This is a genomic window from Synechococcus sp. MU1611, assembly GCF_020514255.1.
Classification (GTDB): domain Bacteria; phylum Cyanobacteriota; class Cyanobacteriia; order PCC-6307; family Cyanobiaceae; genus Parasynechococcus.
Genome location: NZ_VTLC01000001.1, coordinates 703,301 through 719,121, shown reverse-complemented (window position 1 = coordinate 719,121; position 15,821 = coordinate 703,301). Strand labels below are relative to the sequence as shown.

20 protein-coding genes are annotated in these 15,821 nt (G+C 60.5%); 9 read left to right on the top strand and 11 right to left on the bottom strand.

Annotated elements, in window-relative coordinates; translation table 11 throughout:
• Nucleotides 1-30: 30 nt before the first annotated feature.
• The gene (locus tag FZZ92_RS04240) at nucleotides 31-3,549 is read left to right on the top strand and encodes a DNA polymerase III subunit alpha (protein ID WP_226422646.1); all 3,519 of its coding nucleotides are present in this window, start codon (nucleotides 31-33) and stop codon (nucleotides 3,547-3,549) included.
• A 29-nt stretch (nucleotides 3,550-3,578) separates the two neighbouring features.
• On the opposite strand, the gene FZZ92_RS04235 is transcribed toward FZZ92_RS04240, so the two are convergent.
• The 3 genes from FZZ92_RS04235 to ruvA are packed head-to-tail and all read right to left on the bottom strand — an operon-like array spanning nucleotide 3,579 to nucleotide 4,975.
• Nucleotides 3,579-3,992: a PAM68 family protein gene (locus FZZ92_RS04235; RefSeq protein ID WP_226397753.1), complete on the bottom strand. Its 414-nt coding sequence runs from the start codon at nucleotides 3,990-3,992 to the stop codon at nucleotides 3,579-3,581.
• 12 nt (nucleotides 3,993-4,004) lie between these two features.
• A complete protein-coding gene (rpsO, locus tag FZZ92_RS04230) occupies nucleotides 4,005-4,274 on the bottom strand; it encodes a 30S ribosomal protein S15 (protein WP_006851408.1) in 270 nt (89 codons plus the stop codon).
• A 56-nt stretch (nucleotides 4,275-4,330) separates the two neighbouring features.
• Complete coding sequence (gene ruvA / locus FZZ92_RS04225; RefSeq protein ID WP_226397778.1) at nucleotides 4,331-4,975, bottom strand: Holliday junction branch migration protein RuvA; 645 nt, start codon at nucleotides 4,973-4,975, stop codon at nucleotides 4,331-4,333.
• Between the two features lie 22 nt (nucleotides 4,976-4,997).
• Between ruvA and FZZ92_RS04220 the strand changes: the two genes are divergently transcribed.
• Nucleotides 4,998-5,459 carry a hypothetical protein gene (locus FZZ92_RS04220; protein WP_226422645.1) on the top strand — a complete coding sequence of 154 codons (462 nt, stop codon included), beginning with the start codon at nucleotides 4,998-5,000 and terminating at the stop codon, nucleotides 5,457-5,459.
• An 18-nt stretch (nucleotides 5,460-5,477) separates the two neighbouring features.
• Here FZZ92_RS04220 and FZZ92_RS04215 read toward each other — a convergent pair whose 3' ends face one another.
• Nucleotides 5,478-6,368: a DMT family transporter gene (locus FZZ92_RS04215; protein WP_115023362.1), complete on the bottom strand. Its 891-nt coding sequence runs from the start codon at nucleotides 6,366-6,368 to the stop codon at nucleotides 5,478-5,480.
• A gap of 53 nt (nucleotides 6,369-6,421) precedes the next feature.
• On the opposite strand from FZZ92_RS04215, the gene dnaG reads away from it, so the two are divergent.
• The 4 genes from dnaG (at nucleotide 6,422) to FZZ92_RS04195 (ending at nucleotide 9,544) form a co-directional block, all read left to right on the top strand.
• Nucleotides 6,422-8,512: a DNA primase gene (dnaG, locus tag FZZ92_RS04210; protein WP_226397751.1), complete on the top strand. Its 2,091-nt coding sequence runs from the start codon at nucleotides 6,422-6,424 to the stop codon at nucleotides 8,510-8,512.
• An 88-nt stretch (nucleotides 8,513-8,600) separates the two neighbouring features.
• Nucleotides 8,601-8,858, top strand: a complete 258-nt coding sequence (locus FZZ92_RS04205; RefSeq protein ID WP_115023358.1) for a hypothetical protein — start codon at nucleotides 8,601-8,603, stop codon at nucleotides 8,856-8,858.
• The gene (locus FZZ92_RS04200; protein WP_115023356.1) at nucleotides 8,858-9,154 is read left to right on the top strand and encodes a hypothetical protein; all 297 of its coding nucleotides are present in this window, start codon (nucleotides 8,858-8,860) and stop codon (nucleotides 9,152-9,154) included. The genes FZZ92_RS04205 and FZZ92_RS04200 overlap by 1 nt, the downstream gene beginning before the upstream one ends.
• Before the next feature lie 3 nt (nucleotides 9,155-9,157).
• Nucleotides 9,158-9,544 (top strand): hypothetical protein, encoded by a 387-nt coding sequence (locus tag FZZ92_RS04195; protein ID WP_226422644.1) that lies wholly within the window; start codon nucleotides 9,158-9,160, stop codon nucleotides 9,542-9,544.
• Between the two features lie 9 nt (nucleotides 9,545-9,553).
• Here the strand turns inward: FZZ92_RS04195 and FZZ92_RS04190 are convergent, their stop codons facing one another.
• Nucleotides 9,554-10,828, bottom strand: coding sequence for a Y-family DNA polymerase (locus FZZ92_RS04190; protein WP_226422643.1), 1,275 nt, complete (start codon nucleotides 10,826-10,828; stop codon nucleotides 9,554-9,556).
• A gap of 12 nt (nucleotides 10,829-10,840) precedes the next feature.
• Nucleotides 10,841-11,272: a LexA family transcriptional regulator gene (locus FZZ92_RS04185; protein ID WP_115023352.1), complete on the bottom strand. Its 432-nt coding sequence runs from the start codon at nucleotides 11,270-11,272 to the stop codon at nucleotides 10,841-10,843.
• Nucleotides 11,273-11,303: 31 nt separating this feature from the next.
• Between FZZ92_RS04185 and FZZ92_RS04180 the strand changes: the two genes are divergently transcribed.
• Complete coding sequence (locus FZZ92_RS04180; protein WP_226397748.1) at nucleotides 11,304-11,750, top strand: hypothetical protein; 447 nt, start codon at nucleotides 11,304-11,306, stop codon at nucleotides 11,748-11,750.
• Here FZZ92_RS04180 and FZZ92_RS04175 read toward each other — a convergent pair.
• From FZZ92_RS04175 to FZZ92_RS04155, 5 genes are read right to left on the bottom strand one after another with little or no spacing between them, the layout of a single operon-like run.
• Nucleotides 11,719-12,318: a 2OG-Fe(II) oxygenase gene (locus FZZ92_RS04175; protein ID WP_115023348.1), complete on the bottom strand. Its 600-nt coding sequence runs from the start codon at nucleotides 12,316-12,318 to the stop codon at nucleotides 11,719-11,721. The two genes, FZZ92_RS04180 and FZZ92_RS04175, sit on opposite strands and share 32 nt — an antisense overlap.
• 3 nt (nucleotides 12,319-12,321) lie before the next feature.
• The gene (locus FZZ92_RS04170; RefSeq protein WP_226397747.1) at nucleotides 12,322-13,158 is read right to left on the bottom strand and encodes a hypothetical protein; all 837 of its coding nucleotides are present in this window, start codon (nucleotides 13,156-13,158) and stop codon (nucleotides 12,322-12,324) included.
• A 36-nt stretch (nucleotides 13,159-13,194) separates the two neighbouring features.
• A complete protein-coding gene (locus tag FZZ92_RS04165; protein ID WP_115023345.1) occupies nucleotides 13,195-13,629 on the bottom strand; it encodes a 23S rRNA (pseudouridine(1915)-N(3))-methyltransferase RlmH in 435 nt (144 codons plus the stop codon).
• Nucleotides 13,626-14,051, bottom strand: a complete 426-nt coding sequence (locus FZZ92_RS04160; RefSeq protein WP_226397746.1) for a hypothetical protein — start codon at nucleotides 14,049-14,051, stop codon at nucleotides 13,626-13,628. Before FZZ92_RS04160 ends, FZZ92_RS04165 begins: the two co-directional genes overlap by 4 nt.
• Before the next feature lie 3 nt (nucleotides 14,052-14,054).
• Nucleotides 14,055-14,540 (bottom strand): pentapeptide repeat-containing protein, encoded by a 486-nt coding sequence (locus FZZ92_RS04155; RefSeq protein ID WP_226422642.1) that lies wholly within the window; start codon nucleotides 14,538-14,540, stop codon nucleotides 14,055-14,057.
• A gap of 72 nt (nucleotides 14,541-14,612) precedes the next feature.
• Between FZZ92_RS04155 and FZZ92_RS04150 the strand changes: the two genes are divergently transcribed.
• The gene (locus FZZ92_RS04150; protein WP_115023341.1) at nucleotides 14,613-14,981 is read left to right on the top strand and encodes a YraN family protein; all 369 of its coding nucleotides are present in this window, start codon (nucleotides 14,613-14,615) and stop codon (nucleotides 14,979-14,981) included.
• A 14-nt stretch (nucleotides 14,982-14,995) separates the two neighbouring features.
• The gene (gene rsmA / locus FZZ92_RS04145) at nucleotides 14,996-15,820 is read left to right on the top strand and encodes a 16S rRNA (adenine(1518)-N(6)/adenine(1519)-N(6))-dimethyltransferase RsmA (protein WP_226397744.1); all 825 of its coding nucleotides are present in this window, start codon (nucleotides 14,996-14,998) and stop codon (nucleotides 15,818-15,820) included.
• The last annotated feature ends 1 nt before the right edge of the window (nucleotide 15,821 follow it).

The window sequence follows — 15,821 nt, the reverse complement described above, 5'->3', positions numbered from 1 at the left end:
GGATCTTGCGTTGGGTCCTAGTCTGACCCTATGGCATTCGTCCCTCTCCACAACCACAGCGATTACAGCCTTCTCGACGGGGCGTCGCAGTTGCCGGCCATGGTGGAGCGGGCGAAGCAACTGGGCATGCCAGCGATCGCCCTGACCGATCACGGCGTGATGTATGGCGCCATCGAGCTTCTGAAGCTTTGTCAGGGCACCGATCTCAAGCCGATCATCGGCAACGAGATGTACGTGATCAACGGGTCCATTGATGATCCGCAACCCAAGAAAGAGAAGCGGTACCACCTCGTGGTGCTTGCCAAAAACGCCACGGGCTACCGCAACCTGGTCAAGCTCACCAGCATCAGCCATCTGCGGGGGATGCGGGGACGCGGCATTTTTTCCCGTGCCTGCATCGACAAGGAGCTGCTGAAGCAACACAGCGAGGGGCTGATCATCGCCACGGCCTGCCTCGGTGGCGAGATTGCCCAGGCGATTTTGCGTGGTCGTCCTGATGTGGCACGCAAGGTGGCGGCCTGGTACCAGGAGGTTTTTGGCGATGACTACTACCTCGAGATCCAGGACCATGGATCTCCGGAAGATCGGATCGTCAACGTCGAGATCGTCAAAATCGCCAAGGAACTCGGCATCCAGATTGTTGCGACCAACGATGCCCATTACCTGAGCAAGCAGGACGTCGAAGCCCACGACGCTCTTCTCTGTGTGCTCACCGGAAAGTTGATCACCGATGAGAAGCGACTGCGCTACACGGGAACCGAATACATCAAGACCGAAGAGGAGATGGGGTGTCTCTTCGGTGACCATCTGGAGCCTGAGGTGGTCCAGGAGGCGATTGTCAACACCGTCAAGGTGGCCGACAAGGTGGAGCCCTACGACATCCTCGGGCGCTACCAAATGCCCCGCTTCCCGATTCCCGAAGGGCATACCCCTGTCAGCTACCTGAGGGAGGTGACGGAGCAAGGGCTGCGGGATCGCCTCGAGCTCGGTGTCGATGCTCCTCTGCCCGACGACTACGCCGAGCGCATGAGCCACGAGCTCAAGATCATGGAGCAGATGGGATTCCCCACCTACTTCCTGGTGGTCTGGGATTACATCCGCTTTGCCCGGGAACAGAGCATTCCTGTGGGCCCTGGCCGGGGCTCTGCTGCAGGCTCGCTTGTCGCCTACTGCCTTGGGATCACCAACATTGATCCGATCACCAACTGCCTCCTGTTCGAGCGTTTCCTCAACCCGGAACGCAAGTCGATGCCTGATATCGACACCGACTTCTGCATTGAACGCCGTGGTGAGGTGATCGACTACGTCACCGAGCGCTACGGCGAAGACAAGGTGGCCCAGATCATCACCTTCAACCGGATGACCTCCAAGGCGGTTCTGAAGGATGTGGCCCGGGTGCTTGATATTCCCTATGGCGATGCCGACCGTCTGGCGAAATTGATCCCGGTGGTTCGCGGCAAGCCCGCCAAGCTCAAGGCGATGATCGGTGAGGAATCACCCAATCCCGAGTTCCGCGAGAAGTACGAGTCGGATCCAACGGTGAAGCGTTGGGTGGACATGGCGATGCGGATTGAGGGCACCAATAAAACCTTTGGTGTGCATGCAGCCGGGGTGGTCATTGCCGCTGACCCTCTGGATGAGCTTGTGCCGTTGCAGCGCAACAACGATGGTCAGGTGATCACGCAGTACTTCATGGAAGACGTGGAATCCATGGGTCTGTTGAAGATGGATTTCCTGGGGTTGAAGAACCTCACGATGATCGAAAAGACGCTCGAGCTGGTGGAGGTCAGCAGTGGAACCCGCGTCGATCCCGACAAGCTCCCGCCGGAGGATGAAGAGACCTTTGCTCTTCTCGCTCGCGGTGACCTTGAGGGGATCTTCCAGCTGGAATCCAGTGGCATGCGGCAGATCGTGCGCGATCTCAAGCCGTCTTCTCTGGAAGACATTTCCTCAATCCTCGCTCTTTACAGACCGGGCCCCCTCGATGCTGGATTGATTCCCAAATTCATCAACCGCAAGCACGGGCGCGAGGCGATTGATTTTGCCCACGCGATCTTGGAGCCGATCCTGTCGGAGACCTACGGGATCATGGTGTATCAGGAGCAGATCATGCGTATTGCGCAGGATCTGGCTGGTTATTCCCTGGGTCAGGCCGATCTGCTGAGACGAGCGATGGGCAAGAAAAAAGTTTCAGAGATGCAGAAGCATCGCGGCATCTTCGTCAAAGGAGCTGGTGAGCGTGGCGTTGATGAAAAGGTCGCCGACGAACTGTTCGATCAGATGGTTCTCTTCGCTGAATATTGCTTCAACAAGAGCCATTCCACGGCCTACGGCGCCGTCACGTATCAGACGGCCTATCTAAAGGCGCACTATCCGGTGGCCTACATGGCGGCCCTGCTCACGGTGAATGCCGGAGCCGCCGACAAGGTGCAGCGCTACATCTCCAATTGCAATGCAATGGGGATTGAGGTGATGCCTCCGGATGTGAACGCCTCCCTGACCGATTTCACCCCCAACGGCGATCGGATCCTGTTCGGTCTCTCCGCTGTTCGCAACCTTGGTGACGGAGCGATTCGGCAGTTGATCGCCGCCCGCGATAGCGATGGGCCCTTCCACTCCCTGGCCGATCTGTGTGATCGGATCCCCTCCTCGGTGCTCAATCGTCGTGGCCTGGAATCGTTGATTCACTGCGGCGCCCTGGATGCCATGGATCCGCAGGCCAATCGTGCCCAGCTGATGGCCGATCTGGACCTGCTCCTCGACTGGGCCTCCTCACGGGCCAAGGACCGTGACAGCGGTCAGGGCAATCTCTTCGATTTGATGGCCCCTGCATCCGATGACGCTGGCCCGGCTGATCTCAGCCATGCCCCCAAAGCTGCACCGGTGCCGGATTACCCCCCGACAGAAAAGCTGCGCCTTGAAAAAGATTTGGTGGGCTTTTACTTGTCAGATCACCCCCTCAAACAGCTCACGCCCTCCTCGAAACTGCTGGCGCCCATCGGCCTGGGATCCCTTGAGGAGCAGCCGGATAAAACAAAGGTGAGTGCTATCGCGATGGTGGCGGAGATGCGTCAGGTCACCACCCGTAAGGGCGACCGCATGGCGATTCTTCAGCTCGAGGATCTCACCGGAAGCTGCGAAGCCGTTGTTTTCCCCAAGAGCTACGCCCGCCTCGCGGATCATCTGATGGCCGAAGCTCGCTTGCTGGTGTGGGCTGGGGTGGATCGGCGTGACGAGCGTGTGCAGCTGATCATTGACGACTGCCGCGCCGTTGATGAGCTCAATCTGCTTCTGGTTCAGCTCCCTTCTGATCAGGCCAGTGACATCGCCATTCAGCACAAGTTGCGGGAATGCCTGAACCAACATCGTCCCGAACGGGATGAGTTGGGCGTCAAAGTGCCTGTGGTCGCCGAGGTGCGTCATGGCGAGACAGTTCGCTACGTGCGACTTGGCCCTCAGTTCTGCGTAAAAAATGTCGATGCAGCGATCGAATCGTTGCGCAACCAAGCCTTTGAAGCCCGCAGCAGCGACCGTCTGGTTCTCACTTGATGTTGATTAGGTCATCAGAAGAGCACTGTTCAGGGCTCTGATTCCCGCTGCTGTTGCTTCTGGGCCCGGATCGACTCACGCATCCGTTGAACATTCGGTTTGAAATTCTCAAAGCCCAAAAGGGAACCCGGTTCGGGATCCCAGCTGGCTGTCAACACGCCAACGCTGAGTCCCACCAGCCCTAGGAGGAAAAACAAGCCGGAGCCTGCGAGTGTGAGCCCCGGAGCGATATCGGCGATGCCACGGGTGACGACGACGTAGCTGCCAACAAAAACTCCCATCCCTGCGAGAGACGGGAGTCCTGTGAACACAGCGACACGACGCGCCATCCGATCGGCCACATACCGAGGAATGGCTTCCTGTCTGGGAGCCCCAGAGGCAGGCTTGCTTCCCTTCCCAGACCCTTTGGGCTCGAAGGGAAGGGCATTGCGTTGCTCAGCCATGGGGCAGTTCGATTAGCCGCGGATGCCCAGTTTGGCGATCGTATCGGCGTAGCGTTGTTCGCTCTTGCTGCGCATGTAGCTCAGCAGACGCTTGCGACGGCCAATCATCTTGAGCAGCCCCTGACGCGAGGAGAAGTCGTGGATGTTGTTCTGCAGGTGGCTGCTGAGACGGTTGATCCGCTCACTCAGCATGGCCACCTGGACCTCGGCCGAACCGGTGTCGGTGCCGTGGGTCTGGTGGGTGTTGATCAGCTGCTGCTTCTCGGTGGTATCAAGCGACATGCGGGGGGGGCGGCCCTGTCAGTGCAAACAACCAGCTTACCTTTGCGAGGGACGGATCAGGCCGATTCGCGACTTAGCCATTGGAGGCAGACCCGCAGCCAAGCGTCCTGGTCGCCTCCGGCAGGAGGGGGGCCATCTGCACCCTCGGCGATGGCACGGATGGCGCGACGGATTTCGAGATCGTCGTAACCAAGCATTGCCAGAGTTGCTTCGACGTCGGCCCCGCTCTCTGGCATCTGCTCTGAGCTGATTCCTTCAGCCAGGGAGGGAGCTGGATCAACGCCCGCGAATGCCGCGATGGAGGCCCTGAGTTCCACCGCAAGGCGCTCTGCTGTGCGTTTGCCGATGCCCTGCGCCTTGCAAAGTCGGCGCAGATCACCGCTGCTGATCGCTTCCACCAGTTCTTGGGGCCTGCATTCCTGCATCAGGGCAAGACCGGCCTGGGGACCGACACCGCTGACGCTGATCAGCAGCCTGAACAGATCCCGCTCCTGACGGAGAGGAAAGCCATAGAGGCTGCTGCCGTCCTCCCGCTGCACCTGATGAATCCACAGGTTCAGATCGCTGTCAGCAGAGAGGTTCTGCTGATGCCGCTCCGTCAGATGCACCTCATACCCGACACCACCGCAAAGCAACAGAACGCCGCTACGGTTGCCTTGAGTCCAGAACTCCATCGGTCGTCCTTGCAGCCAGCCGATCATGGGGAGAGGTTCCAACCGCGTCATGTTGCCGCAGCTGTCATTGCCTTTGTCTGGTTTGAAGCGTGTCTTGCAAAGGTTTCTTCAGGCGCTTTGCGTTTTGTCGATCGTGGTTTCCCTCACGGCCTGCAGTGGATCCCAACCGCCACGCGCTCTATTGAATGAAGCGCTGGCCCTGCAGATTCAGCTCACCCAGACGGCTATCGCCAGCTCCCTGGACCTCACCCCGATGCCCATTGCCCCCAGCGTTAGTCGTGTGCGGGTCGAAGACCAGGAAAGCTTCGCCCTGGGCGATGAGCAGGGCTTGAGGGTTTCGGGTCGGTTCGATTGGCAGCTGCCCGGTGACCGCGTTCAGGTGGACAGCCCGTTTGAGCTGTTTCTGCAACGGGGCTCCCGCGGGCAGAGCTGGCGCCTGGTCCGCCCCAAGGGTGGAACGGATGACCGTCAGGCCTGGCTCACCTATCCCTTGGGATTGGACAAGGCCTGAGGTCTACTTCGAGTCGAGCTAACTCCGGGCCGACAGGCTGATCAGGGTGGCGGACAGCACAAGCATTCCCCCACCCACCTGCCAGGCATTCACCGATTCAGCAAACCAGAGCCAGCCCCAGCCAGCGGCGAAGACCACTTGCACGTAGTTGATCGACGTCGCTCGTGCGGCGGGCAGACAGCGCAGGCCTTCGGTGACCCAAATCTGGCCAAGCTGAGTCATCACGCCGACTCCCAGGAGCCAGAACCACTCGATGCCGTTGGGCCACACCCCCTGATGCAGCACCCAGGGCAGGGTTAAGGGAACCGAGATCATCGGGAAATACAGGATGATCACCAGCGGGTGTTCGGTTTCCGACAGCCGCCGCACACTGACGTAGGCCAGGGCGGTCATCAGAGCGCCAGCAATGCCGATCAGGGCAGGGATGAGCTGAGCCGGCTGTGCTGTTCCCGTCAGCCACTGCGGTTGCACCACCAGCGTGACGCCGATCCAGCCCAGCAGAACCGCCCCACTGATGCGTCGTCGGAGCGGTTCGCCAAGCAGCAGCAGCGCCGCTAGGGCCGTGAATGTGGGGTACGTGTACTGCAGCACCGTTGCCGAGGCGAGTGGCAGCTGATCAATCGCCTCGAAGAAACACAGCAGGGCCAGGCTGCCCAGCAGCCCACGGGCCACCAACAGCCCGCGTCGATGGCCCCAGGGAGAAACCCCGGCGAGGCGTAGCCCAACTACGGTCAGAACGATGCTGATCAGCGCTCGGCTCAGCACGATTTCCACCACCGGAAGACGACTGTTCAGCTGCTTGACGCAGACCGTCATCAGACTGAAGGCCAGAGAGCTGAGGATCAGAGCCCGACTGCCCCGCACCGATTCCCGGTTCCACCAGGCTTGTTCGTTCTGCGTTTCGGCCATGGGTGTTCTGATGACGGGGTGCACGGAACCCTGCGACTTCGCAGAATGAACTGATGGTGAATGCCCGCCTGCACCCAAGAACGATCGAGGCCGTCAAGGAACGGGCCGACATCGTTGATGTGGTGGGCGAGCACGTGGTGCTCAAGAAGAAGGGACGGGAATTCGTCGGGATCTGTCCGTTCCATGACGACAGCAAACCGTCGATGACGGTGTCTCCCGCAAAGCAGTTCTACTACTGCTTCTCCTGCGGTGCCGGGGGCAACTCCATCAAGTTCCTGATGGAGTTCCAACGCCAGAGCTTCAGTGATGTCGTGCTGGATCTGGCGCGGCGTTACCAGCTCCCGATCGAGACGGTGGATGGTCCGCAGCAGGAGCGGCTGCGGCAACAGCTCTCCCGTAGGGACAAGCTGCAACGGGCCCTGGCTCTGGCCGCCGGCTGGTTTCGCAGCCAGTTGCTGGCTCCCACGGGCGCAGAGGCCCTCAAATACCTCAGCGACGCCAGAGGTCTCAGCCCCGCCACCCAGGAGTCATTTCAGCTCGGCTATGCGCCGGATGAGTGGGATGGCCTTCTGAAGCATCTTCAACAGGTGGAGGGGCTGGCTCCCGAGCTCCTTGAGGCCGCTGGTCTGGTGGTGCCCCGCAAGGGCGGCAATGGCTTTTATGACCGCTTCCGCCATCGGGTCATGGTTCCGATCCATGACCGTCAGGGTCGGGTGATCGGCTTCGGGGGGCGCAGTCTTGATGGCAGCGAACCGAAGTACCTCAACTCTCCCGAGACCGAGGTGTTTGAGAAGGGAAAGCATCTGTTTGGCCTCGACAAAGCCTCCAATGCCATCCGTAAGGACGACAGGGCTGTGGTGGTGGAGGGCTACTTCGATGTGATTGCACTGCATGCCGCCGGCATCACCAACGCCGTGGCCTCCCTTGGCACGGCTCTGAGCAGTCAGCAGATCACCCAGTTGTGCCGCGTCAGCGACAGCAAGCGGATCGTTCTGAATTTTGATGCCGATGGCGCCGGTGTCCGTGCGGCCAATCGGGCCATTGGCGAGGTGGAGCAGCTGGCCATGCAGGGCCAGCTGGAGCTGCGGGTTCTGCACCTCCCGTCCGGTAAGGACCCTGATGAATACCTCAAACAGAACGGGGCCGGCGATTACCGCGCTCTGCTGGATCAGGCCCCCCTCTGGCTCGACTGGCAAATTGAGCAGGTTCTTGAGGCGAGAGACCTCAGCCGGGCTGACCAGTTTCAGCAGGCGGTGACGGCCCTGGTGGGGCTGCTGGGCAAACTGCCCCAGTCCGCTGTCCGAACCCACTACCTCCAACGGGTGGCGGAGCGGCTCAGTGGTGGGCAGGGACGGCTGGCGCTTCAGCTCGAGGACGATCTGCGCCAGCAGGTGAAGGGCCAGCGTTGGCATGGGCGCTCCAGTCGCCATGAGCAGCCGGGTGAATCCGGTCAGCGGGAGCGTTGCGAGGCAGACCTGCTGCGTTTGTATCTGCATTGCCCTCGGCATCGGGCCACGATTCGCCAGGAACTGCGCACGCGGGAATTGGAGGATTTCGCCATCCCCCATCACCGCCATCTCTGGGCGGCCATTACGGATCTAGAGGAGACCAACCTGGGTGAGGGGCGGTTGGAGGCGATCAGCCGATGCGACGACGACGGCGAGGGTCTTGATGTGATGGATCTGCCACGCCTGCTCACCGATCAGCTGTTGCTGGAGAGCAGTGCGCTGGTCTCCCGCCTGACGCCTCTCCTGGAGCCCGGTGAATTGCAGCTTGTTGCTTTGGCGGAGCCGTTGGAGCAGTTGCGAGGCATCGCTGCTCTGCTGGAGCGCCAGAAAAGCCTGAAGCGCTGCCGGCATCTGCTGGAGGCCTGGGGTGGTCAGCGCCTGCAGACCCTGGAGGCCTGTATCGCCGTATTGATTGATCAGGAAGCCTCGTCAGACGAGAGCAACGTGGACATGGAGCTACGGATTCAGGCCTTGTTCGATGACCTCAACCGTGATGCGCTGCGTTACCAGGAGCTTTATTACACCGAGAGAAAGCACATCGGCCATCTGGATCAGCAGCGTTGCGCGAGCTACACCGTTGCGGTCGATTCCCCTGCTGCGGAGACCTCAGGGGATGCGGTTCCTCCCGCCGCCTGAGCCATGGGCCATGGTTCTTGGCTTCGATGTGTGGTGAGGTTGCCAATGTTCTCGGCAAACTGCATCAAGACCTGTCCGTCGCGTTGAGATGTCTGAATTCTTCGAAGCGATCTGGCATGGCGATGGCGTCGGCGACGGCGGTGATCTCGAGGAAGCGCTGCAGGCCTACATCGCGGTGAAGCCGGAGGAGGGCGATTGGGTCGAAGCTTGTGCCGCCGAGGGAGCTGATCCGGTGATCGAGCGGTTCGCTTCGTTTGACGCCTACCTCGACAATGCCGATCCGCTTGAGCGCATCGCTGTCACCCCGCAGATGATCAGTGAAGCCCTCGCGTTGTTGCCGTCTTGATGTCTGATACGCAGCTTGATTTCGCGGCTCTCGCTCCGGTGAACCACCTCTGGCCGGCCTTCGTGGAGCGCTTGGGCTCTGACAAAGCGCAGCGGGCCGTGCGTCAGGCGTTGGATCTACAGGGCATGCGGGGACACCACGGCACGTTGCCGGTGTTATTCACCGAAACCGGAGGATTGGCGCTGGCTAGCACCGATCTGGTGCGGGAGCAGACTGGCCTCAATGCCCATGGTGAGCGGATGGTGTTGCTGCTCAGCACACGTGAACAGGTCATTCAGTTGCTGCAGGAGGCCTGAGTGATGAACCCTCCTCCCTCTGAGCCTCCCTCTGCCACCCCATCTCCTGCCAATAGCGGTCTGTATCTGGTTCCTTACTGGGTGCGTGGCGGTCGCCTCTGGGGCGTGATTGTGTTTGTTCTCGTGCTGGGTGGTCTCGTGGTGCCCATGCTGCTGTCGGCGGTGCGGCGCCAGGCCAGTTCACGCGGCTTCGGTCGTGGTGTCGCGACATCCCTTTGCAGTCTTGCTCACACCTCCACAGGCCTGAGTCGTGACGATGCCATGGACCAGCTGGAAGAGATTCGAACCAGTTTTGTGCGCACGCGGGCGGTCGACGCTGAAGCTTTCCTCGACGGTGTGGATCAGGTGGCGATCAGCCTCCCGGCCTGCCGTTTTCTGGGTGAGCCGTGATCGATGGGCTCAGGCCCTCACCACGGGTAGATCCTGCAGACGGGTGGTGGCGGCTCGGCTGAGTTGCTCCCGTCGCATCAACCAGCTCGGCTGCAGTCCGCAGCCTGCCCATTGCAGGGTTCCACGCCCGTAACGCCGATTGATCTGGTCGATGGTCTGCATCAGGCATTCCCGTTTCTGCTGCTGCTCTTCACTCATCGGCACCATCAGATGGGTCTGGAGGATCTCATGGCTCTGCAGGTGCTGCATCAGCACGCCGGCCTTGGCCAGTTGACGGTGGGGGCGAAAGATTCGTGCCACCAAGGGTCGCGCTGCTTGCAGCAGCACGGCCGTGTCATTGCTCGGTAGATCCAGTTGCGTGCTGGCCGCTTGGCTGTAAAAGCCAGGAGAGAACGGGCTTGTGCGGGTGTAGATGGTGAGGGCTGCCGCCCGCTGCCGTTGCTTGCGCAATTTCTCGGCGGCGCGCACCACATAGGTCGTGATGGCCTGGTGCAGCTCAGCCTCGCTGGTGATGGGTCGGCTGAAACTGCGGCTCACGCAGGTTTCCTGCTTCGGTGCCGGTGCAAGCTCCAGCGGTAGGCAGGCATGGCCGCGCAGTTCGCGTTGCAGACGCAGACCCACCACGCCGCATTTGGCGCGTAGCTCACCGCTCGGCATGTCCCGCAGGCGTCTTGCGTTGCTGATGCCCCGCAGTCGACACCAATGGGCCAATTGACGACCGATCCCCCAGACATCCTCGATCGCAATCGTTTCCAGCCAATGATCAGGGTTATCGCACTGGCCGAGGTCGAACGTCCCGGCACGGTTCGGGGTCTGTTTGGCCAGGCGATTGGCCAGCTTGGCCTGTCCTTTGCTGGCCCCCAGGCCGATGGCGATTGGGATGCCGAGGTTCTGTCGGGCCCGTGCCCGCAGCTGCCGGGCCCAACCTTGTAAATCACCATTGCTGGGACGACGAATCCGCCCGAAGGCTTCGTCGATCGAATACACCTCCAGCTCTTCACAGTGGGCCTCCAGCAGGCTCATCATCCGCTGGCTCATATCGGCATAAAGGGCGTAGTTCGAACTGCGCACCACCACGTTGTGCCGTTCAAGCTCTCGACGCGCCTTGAAGTACGGCGTCCCCATGCGGATCCCCAGGGCACGGGCTTCGGCGCTGCGCGCCACGATGCAGCCGTCGTTATTGGACAGCACCACCACGGGCCGGCCGATCAGGGCCGGGTCCAGGCTCTGCTCGCAGGAGGCATAGAAATTGTTTCCATCGATCAGGGCCGTGGCCTGAGACATGGCGATGTCGCCTCAGAGCGGATGGATCACATGAATGGCGACGCCCCAGATCTGAACCTCGCCGCAGCGATGAAGCTCCAGCGGGGGATAGTCCGGATGGGCGGCTTCCAGGCGCAACCTGCCGCGATGGCGCACCAGGCGCTTGAGGGTGAAGCCACCGTCAAGCACAGCCACGACCACCTTCCCCGGTCGCGGTTCGAGGCTGCGATCGACCACCAGGAGATCACCGTCGTGGATGCCGGCGTCGGTCATGGAGTTGCCGCTGACATGCAGGAAAAAGGTGCTGGTGGGATGCCGGATGAGTTGTTCATTGAGGTCGATCCCCACATCGATGTAGTCATCGGCGGGGGATGGGAACCCAGCGGCAACGCATTCATTGGCTAGGGGCAGGGTGAGCCGAGTTCGCCTTGGTTGCAGGGGCAGCGGACTGTGTTGGAGCTCCACGGCAACAGCAACAGCTGGCTAAATAGTACACATGTACTTATCGGTATGGGGAGGGTCCGGTGAGGATGGTGGTCTTCGGGTTCTGGTATTGGCTGACTCTCCTTATCTCGTAGCCATGGCGTTGATCGATCAGCAGGGGCAGCGGGCGTTGCCTCTGGGGGGACGCTCTCAGAAAGAGGTGGCTCCGCAGGGTGAGGCTCCGGAAGAGTTGGGCCATGTCTTGGTGCTGGAGCTGCTGCTGCGGGTCTTCCAGCGCAGCGATCAGGGCTCTCTGCAGCGTGCTGCTGGAGCAGACAGTCTGCTGCTGGTGGAGCTGCCGATGGAGCGGCTGCCGGAGGATGTGCCCAGGCTTAAGGCGGCCTGGCTGAACACGGGTGATACGGCTGCATTCAAAGCGGCGCTGCAGACCTTTTCTCCGCGGGCCTGGACCGTATCGATTGAGAAATTCAAGCCGGTGGCTCTGCAGCAGTTGTGGTGAGGGGCGGTTGAGCCCAGATGTTCACGGCCACGGAGTAGCGCTCGCCTTCGAATGGGTTGATGCGATGCAGGATTCCGGGTGAGAAGAGCACCAAACGGTTCACCACAGGAGGGATCGAGATCACAGACCGGAACGTTGGCAGGGGACCCTGATAGCCGTTGCTGATCGGGGGGTTGTCGGCGACCAGAAGTTCACCTCCAGCACAGCTGACGTGGGGATAAAACACTGTGGACAGCAACGGCAGTACATAGCGGCCGCTGTGTTGGCCTTCCAGTTCGTCCTTGTCGATGTGCCAATCGAGGTCGTTGTTGGTATTGCACCACCACTCGATCCCGGCCCGCTGGGGTGCGAACGGTGTGGCTAGGGGGAGAAGAACCTCGTCGAGATAGCGATCGACGATGGCTTGCTGGGCGGGCGCGTGGATGGAGCGGGGGGCACCGCTCTCGGGTCGCCAGCTGAACTGAGCATCGCCGGAATGCTGCTCCATGAGCCGGCCATGGATGTCGCAAAGATCCCGCAGGTGTTGCAGCTCCTCGGGTTGCAGCAGGTTGTCGACCACGTGCAGCATGGTTTAGGCGTGTTGCGAGGCTTGTTTTTGCAGGCGCATCACGTACTGGAACGCTTCGCTGTCTGTATCCCGGGCAATTTTTTTGAGTCCAAAGCTGTGATCGCTTTGGAGCAACCGATCGATTTTTTTGCAGGACACTTTTTTGCCCTCTGGTACTTCGATCAAAGGAGGTTGAAAGTTGGCTTTTGGGCCCTCTAAAAGATGAAGAATGCTGGGTATAGCGATTTCAGTTACGGGCCAGTGGCGTTTGGGCCTTCTCTTGAAGTAGTTGTTGTTGAAATAGTTATTGAAGAGCACCCCGAAAGTTTTGAAGGTCGACCAGGGCATGTAGGTACCACAAACCCGCCCAACCCGAAGCTTTGAAGGGTCGTCGTCCAACATTTCCCTGACAAATTGTTTGAGGTGAGGATCAGATTTAGCTTTTGATCTCCATCTCCAACTGGTTTTTCTGTCAATCCGAAATGGCTTGTTGCCGCAGCCGATACGGTGGTTGGAGAGTTGATTCTTCGCCTGGCTGGAGACAAGAAGGTCAGTATCGGTGTGAATAAGGACCTTGTCAGGACAGTGGTGGTCGGACAGGACGGTCTTGATTAGTTCGCACAGGGCATAAACGGTGCAGGGCCGCCAGGTGGGCTGCCTTCGTTTTGTGAAGTGGATGCTGTGACCCTCCCGTTCGGCGAGGGCGGTGAGGTCGGATTGGAGGTCTGGATGACTCTCCAAAGAAACGTGGAAGTAATGACGCAACTCAAAGGGTGTAAGAAACACCCTGTAGTTCTCCAGTTGTCGGGCAATGTGATCAATTGACTGGCCATGGATCGGGGAGAGCAGAGCCAGACGCATGGTGGAGAGAGAAAGAGATGCAGCGACAGAGAAATCTTAGGCGCGGTGATAAGGGCTACCTTGAACAATCGCCTGGGCCCGGAACAGTTGTTCCACAAGCATCAGTCGCGCTAGTTCATGGGGGAAAGTCATTGGAGAGAGGCTCAGGCGCCAGTGGGCCTGTGCCTTGAGCTCAGGGGTCAGACCATCGGCTCCACCAATCACAAAGACCAGCCGCTCGTAACCGAACTGTTCGAGTCGTCGCGCGAAGGGAACCGACGCCAGGGTCTCGCCCTGCTCCATGAGAGCGATCAGGGTTTCGTCTGGCCTTAGGGCCGCTCGGATCGCATCTGCCTCTTTATCCGGGGTGCTGTCCCGAAGCTCGCTGATGGTCAATCCCGGCAGGCGTTTGAGGTAAAGCTCAATGCCCTCCTGAATCCAACCGCGACGCACTTTGCCCACCGCAAGAATCCGGCAACGAGCCGGGTTCAAACGTCATCTCCTTCGTCCTCGAGAAGCAGCTGACCGAAGGCCACATAGAGGCTCTCCTCTTCGCTTCCCGGGTCAACCTTCGGCCGTTTCGGTTTGGTGTTTTTTCCCGGTCCAGCCTGGCTGCGCATCGGCGCGGCAAGGCTTGGAACCTCGCTGCTGCTGTTCAAGGACGAAGACTGCCCCGACGGCTTGCGTTGGGCTTCCAACTGTTTGAGGCGGGCCATGAGGTGCTCAGGAACCGTGCCGTCCTGGCTGGCCTTCATCAGTTCCCGGAAAAGTTCCTCGGGATCCTTTTCCGTTTCGACGCGGTGGCGCGCTTGGCTTGCTTTGGCTGCCGCCGGGGGCTTGGGTTCTGGCAAACGTTCGGGGAGCTGGCGCCCCAACTCACGCAGGCGCTCCAGACTGCGGGGATCAAAGCTCATGGTTCAAGCGCAACCGAGACTTTCGCGGGTGCTTCGGCCAGTGACTGAATTAACGCCGTCGGCCACTGCACAAAGGCTTTTGAGTTGGTCACCGCGCATGGGGACATCGGTGAAGTCAGCTCCTGTGATCACCACATCCTTGAAGCGAGTGTTGAAGGCGAAGGCTCCTTCCAGTACGGCATCCGAGAGGTTGGTTCCCGTCATCACGGCGGAATCCAGCGTGGCTTCGCGCAGATCTGTGCCGCTGAGGTCGGCGTCCTGCAGTTTCGCGCCGTACAGGCTTGCCCCGCGTAGATCCGATCCAGAGAGATTGGCTTCGCGCAGGTTGCTCAGGTTGAAGGTGGCCCCACGCAGATCTTTGTCGGAGTAGTCGGCACCGATCAAGACCTGTTTGGCGACATCCATGGCCGCATGGACCGGAGCGACCACCAGCCACTGAGCGGTTAAGACCAAAAAAGAGACCAGAAGGGCCGCGAAGTGTCTGCGCATGAGCGGAACAATCACCGCTGAACCCTAGAACCGTTCCTGGGGGGAATGGTTTGAACAAGAAAGTGATGGTTCATGCCGGTGGAGTCTCAATGCAGCGGTCGCTGGGCGGAACAGCAGGCCTTGCAACAGCTTGAAGCGAAGGGATGGCGGTTGCTCGATCGCAACTGGCGCTGCCGCTGGGGGGAACTGGATCTGGTGCTGGAACAGCATCAGCAGCTGTTGGTGGTGGAGGTAAAAGGGCGTCGCATCGGTCATTGGGACCGCCGCGGCCTGGATGCGTTTCATCCCGCCAAACGACGCCGCATGGCGCGTGCGATCAGTTGCTGGAGAGCTGCGCATCCAACCTGCGCCGAGAAGCTGCTCCGGATCAAGCTGGCCCTTGTGCCGTTGATGCCATCCCAAGAAACGATCTGCTGGATGGATGTGGAGCGGCTGTGCTGATGCACAGTTGATCCATGGGTTTCTCCGGACATCACGCCCGCAAACGCTTCGGCCAGCACTGGTTGCGTGACGACTCCGTTCTGCAGCGGATTGTTGAGGCTGCCGATCTTCAGCCGACCGATCGCGTGCTGGAGGTGGGGCCTGGTCGGGGGGCTTTAACCGAGCGTCTTCTGGCTGCGGATGTGGGGGCAGTGCATGCGATCGAGCTTGATCGCGATCTGGTGGCCGGTCTGCAGGATCGTTTCGCTGATCACCCTGGGTTCAGCCTCCATCAGGGGGATGTTCTCGAGGCGCCCCTCGAATTGAGTGACGGTCACATCGCCGACAAAGTGGTGGCCAACATCCCTTACAACATCACAGGGCCTCTGCTTGAGCGGCTGGTGGGGCGGTTGGATCGCCCTGTGGATCCGCCGTACCAACGGCTTGTGTTGCTGGTGCAGAAGGAAGTGGCGGAGCGGATCCGTGCCCGTCCGGGCCACAGCAGTTTCAGCGCCCTAAGTGTGCGAATGCAGTTGCTTGCCCGCTGTGGTTCGGTGTGTCCAGTGCCGCCGCGCTGTTTTCAGCCCCCTCCGAAGGTGCAGTCGGAAGTGATCTGCCTGGAGCCTTTGCCGCCGTCCGAGCGGGTGGAGCCGGCCTTGGCTGCTCAGGTGGAATCCCTGCTGAAGCAGGCATTTCTGGCGCGGCGCAAGATGCTGCGCAACACCCTGGCGGGCGTGGCCGATCCCGACCGCTTGCAGGCTTTGGCTGCCTCCGCTGGCTTCAGCCTTCAGCAGCGCCCCCAGGAACTAGCTCCGGACATCTGGGTTGCCCTGGCCAGGGGTTTGAATCGGGGCGACTGAA

Bases quoted from the DNA above. Each gene is read 5' to 3' on its own strand.
- FZZ92_RS04240 (WP_226422646.1), top strand. From the start codon at position 31: ATGGCATTCGTCCCTCTCCACAACCACAGCGATTACAGCCTTCTCGAC.
- FZZ92_RS04235 (WP_226397753.1), bottom strand. From the start codon at position 3,992: ATGGCTGAGCAACGCAATGCCCTTCCCTTCGAGCCCAAAGGGTCTGGG.
- rpsO (WP_006851408.1), bottom strand. From the start codon at position 4,274: ATGTCGCTTGATACCACCGAGAAGCAGCAGCTGATCAACACCCACCAG.
- ruvA (WP_226397778.1), bottom strand. From the start codon at position 4,975: ATGATCGGCTGGCTGCAAGGACGACCGATGGAGTTCTGGACTCAAGGC.
- FZZ92_RS04220 (WP_226422645.1), top strand. From the start codon at position 4,998: ATGTTGCCGCAGCTGTCATTGCCTTTGTCTGGTTTGAAGCGTGTCTTG.
- FZZ92_RS04215 (WP_115023362.1), bottom strand. From the start codon at position 6,368: ATGGCCGAAACGCAGAACGAACAAGCCTGGTGGAACCGGGAATCGGTG.
- dnaG (WP_226397751.1), top strand. From the start codon at position 6,422: ATGGTGAATGCCCGCCTGCACCCAAGAACGATCGAGGCCGTCAAGGAA.
- FZZ92_RS04205 (WP_115023358.1), top strand. From the start codon at position 8,601: ATGTCTGAATTCTTCGAAGCGATCTGGCATGGCGATGGCGTCGGCGAC.
- FZZ92_RS04200 (WP_115023356.1), top strand. From the start codon at position 8,858: ATGTCTGATACGCAGCTTGATTTCGCGGCTCTCGCTCCGGTGAACCAC.
- FZZ92_RS04195 (WP_226422644.1), top strand. From the start codon at position 9,158: ATGAACCCTCCTCCCTCTGAGCCTCCCTCTGCCACCCCATCTCCTGCC.
- FZZ92_RS04190 (WP_226422643.1), bottom strand. From the start codon at position 10,828: ATGTCTCAGGCCACGGCCCTGATCGATGGAAACAATTTCTATGCCTCC.
- FZZ92_RS04180 (WP_226397748.1), top strand. From the start codon at position 11,304: ATGTACTTATCGGTATGGGGAGGGTCCGGTGAGGATGGTGGTCTTCGG.
- FZZ92_RS04175 (WP_115023348.1), bottom strand. From the start codon at position 12,318: ATGCTGCACGTGGTCGACAACCTGCTGCAACCCGAGGAGCTGCAACAC.
- FZZ92_RS04170 (WP_226397747.1), bottom strand. From the start codon at position 13,158: ATGCGTCTGGCTCTGCTCTCCCCGATCCATGGCCAGTCAATTGATCAC.
- FZZ92_RS04160 (WP_226397746.1), bottom strand. From the start codon at position 14,051: ATGAGCTTTGATCCCCGCAGTCTGGAGCGCCTGCGTGAGTTGGGGCGC.
- FZZ92_RS04155 (WP_226422642.1), bottom strand. From the start codon at position 14,540: ATGCGCAGACACTTCGCGGCCCTTCTGGTCTCTTTTTTGGTCTTAACC.
- FZZ92_RS04150 (WP_115023341.1), top strand. From the start codon at position 14,613: ATGCCGGTGGAGTCTCAATGCAGCGGTCGCTGGGCGGAACAGCAGGCC.
- rsmA (WP_226397744.1), top strand. From the start codon at position 14,996: ATGGGTTTCTCCGGACATCACGCCCGCAAACGCTTCGGCCAGCACTGG.